The 3089-nt window shown below is 28.3% G+C and carries 3 protein-coding genes; all 3 read right to left on the bottom strand.

The features are described 5' to 3' along the window. Window positions 1-38 precede the first annotated feature (38 nt). Window positions 39-617 (bottom strand): hypothetical protein, encoded by a 579-nt coding sequence (locus tag ACVC2P_RS00170; RefSeq protein ID WP_452596467.1) that lies wholly within the window; start codon window positions 615-617, stop codon window positions 39-41. Between the two features lie 55 nt (window positions 618-672). Continuing rightward, on the bottom strand, window positions 673-1215 hold the full coding sequence (locus tag ACVC2P_RS00165; RefSeq protein ID WP_452596466.1) for an RNA polymerase sigma factor: 543 nt from the start codon (window positions 1213-1215) through the stop codon (window positions 673-675). 243 nt (window positions 1216-1458) lie between these two features. Beyond that, on the bottom strand, window positions 1459-3089 hold a 1631-nt coding region (locus tag ACVC2P_RS00160), incomplete at its 5' end, for an ABC transporter ATP-binding protein (RefSeq protein ID WP_452596465.1).

Raw genomic sequence — 3089 nt, 5'->3', positions numbered from 1 at the left:
GTAGTAATAGTATTGAGAGTATTTTTGTTGTATTCATTTTATTGCAATATTAATTCATTTTCATCTAAGTCTTCTAAATAGGTATCTAGTGTATCGTCACTTAAATTGTAATTTATAAAACTAGTTTCGTCTAATTCTGTTTCTGTAAATAGAATGGCTAGGTCTGTGGCCTGTGTTTCATCTAATACATATTTATCTATTAATTCTGTATCTATATCGGAGATAGAAAGTGCTTCTGTATTTTTCTCATTAGAGAAAATAGGTAAGCTAAAAAATAAAAGTATAACTGCTGCTATACTAGAGATATATAGAAAAGTCTTTTTATTAAATAATGGTATTATTTTTTTGTTTTGTTTTATCTCTATTTTATTAATAATAGCATCTTCTATGGTATCAAAATAATCTTCTGGTGTTTTAAATCCAGTAGTATTAACTTTTTCACTAAGTTTAGCTTTACTTAAAATTATATCTTCTAAACCATCAAAATAATGATCTGGGACCTCTATATTTTCACTGAGTTGTACTTCATTTAAAATAGAATCTTCTAAACACTCAAAATAATGATCGGGTGTTTTAAATCCAGAGTCTTTAATGTTATGTAAGTTGTTGTTTTTCATTTAATTTTTTACAAAATAATCTTGTAATTGTAAGACTGTTAATGTATTAAATAGTTTAATGTGCTGTTAAGTATTTTTCTATTTTTTTTATAGCTATGTGGTACGATGCTTTTAAAGCTCCTTCACTTGTTTCTAGTATACTAGCCATATCTTTATATTTTATGTCTTGAAAATACTTCATATTAAAAACTAGCTGTTGTTTATCTGGTAATGTTGCAATGGCTTTTTGTAATTTTAATTGAATTTCATCTCCTTCAAAATAAACATCAGCTTGCAAGTTATTTATAGCTAAATGCTGTACTTCCTCACTTGTTATCTGCAATCGTTTAGCATTTTTATTTACTAATGTAATAGATTCGTTAGTTGCAATACGATATAGCCAAGAATATAGTTTACTATCTCCCTTAAAATTATCAATGTTTTTATAGACCTTTATAAAAGTGTTTTGTAGTACATCGTCTGCATCATCATGAGACTTTACTATATTTCTTATATGCCAATATAAACGTTCCTTGTAAAGACTTATAAGCGTTCTAAATGCTTGGTCTTTACTAGTTTTTGTTTGTAGTTGTTTTACGAGTTCTTTGTCTTTAGTCACAAAAATTAATTTCTTATTAGACTACAATCGTTTATAATGGTTTAATTTTAAAACAACACTTTTTTAAACGCAAAGTTTGAATTCGATTAAGTGTTGCTATTTATCGATTAAAAACACTTTTTTTTGTTTTCTTATTTTTTTTAAATTACTTTTGAGGAACAAACATACTTATGTTGTTAGTCGTCCCCAAGTCTAACAATGAACAAAAAAGGATAAACATAATGTTTATCCTTTTTGTATTTATTATTCGAAGCTTTGCATATCTACTAGTTTTTTATAAACTCCATTTTTAGCAATGAGTTCATTATGCTTGCCTTGTTCGCATATTTCTCCTTTTTGCATAACTATAATTTCGTCTGCATTTTGAATGGTAGATAATCTATGGGCAATAACTATAGATGTTCTATTCTTCATCATATTCTCTAAAGCTATTTGTACGGCCCGTTCGCTTTCTGTATCTAAAGCAGATGTGGCTTCATCTAAAATCATTATTGGCGGATTTTTAAGTACTGCTCTTGCAATGCTTAAGCGTTGTTTTTGTCCGCCAGAAAAATTGTTACCAGCGTCACCAACATTAGTTTCGATACCTTGTGGTAAATCTTTTACAAACTCCCATGCATTTGCTATTTTTAACGCTTTTATAATATCTTCTTGTTTTGCATTTTCTTTTCCAATTAAAAGATTGTTTTTAATAGAGTCATTAAATAGAATAGAGTCTTGTGTTACTAAGCCAATTAAACTTCGTAAAGATTTTTTTGTAATATCTTTTATGTTAGTATTGTCAATACTTATGCTTCCTTCGTTAACATCGTAAAACCTTGTTAGTAAATTTGCGATAGTACTTTTTCCAGATCCAGACTGCCCAACTAAAGCTATTGTTTTTCCTTTAGGTATATTTATTGAGAATTTTTTTAATATAGGATCATTATCATATTTAAAGGTGATGTTATTAATAGATATATTTTTATTAAAGGTGTTTAAGTCTTGTGCATCTGGTAAATCGGGCATTTCGTTATTGTGATGCAGAATTTCGAAAACACGATCTGCGGCAGCCATACCATTTTTTACACGGTATGAAGCTTTACTTATAGCTTTTGCAGGTGTTAAAATACCGTAAGCTAATAACATGAATCCTATAAAGGTTGTCCCCTCTATAGCTTTATCTATTAGTACTAATTTACCTCCATACCATAATAATACTGCTATAGTGATGATTCCTAATATCTCACTAACTGGGCCAGCTAGATTATTTTTAAGCCCTATACTGTTTGATAGCTTTAAAAGCTTACTAGCCGAATTTCTAAAATTAACTCTAAAAATGTGTTCTGCATTGTAGCTTTTAACAATTTTTAGTCCGGTTAACGATTCTTCAATTATAGAAATTAATTTTCCAGATTCTTGCTGTGCTGTTAGGGATTCGCTTTTAAGTTTTTTTCCAATTAGGGAAATTATAAATCCAGCAGTAGGAATAAAAACTAGAACAAAAAGGGATAGTTTCCAATTTATATAAAACATTGTTCCTAAAGCAAAAATAATATTTAATGGTTCTCTAACAATTAACTCTAAAACTATAAATAAAGAATTTTGCATTTCTACAATATCTCCTAAAATTCTTGACATTACATCTCCTTTTTGTTTTTTAGAATGGAAACTTATAGGTAGATTAATGATGTTATCGTACAAATCATTTCGTAAATCTGTTAAAACCCCATTTTTTAGGTACATAACATGCTGGCTGGCTAGATAACCAAATAAATTTTTTAGAGCAAAAGTGAAGATTACTATAGAAATTACTATAATTAAGGCCATTTGAGCGTTATTGTCATCTAAATAGCCACTAATTTTATAGTTAAGTAAATCGTTACCATAATCTT

The organism is Pontimicrobium sp. MEBiC01747 (genome assembly GCF_053601635.1).
The sequence above is the reverse complement of the archived record's forward strand: the minus strand, read 5'-3'. Positions and strand labels throughout refer to the sequence as shown.

Bases quoted from the DNA above. Each gene is read 5' to 3' on its own strand.
- ACVC2P_RS00170 (WP_452596467.1), bottom strand. From the start codon at position 617: ATGAAAAACAACAACTTACATAACATTAAAGACTCTGGATTTAAAACA.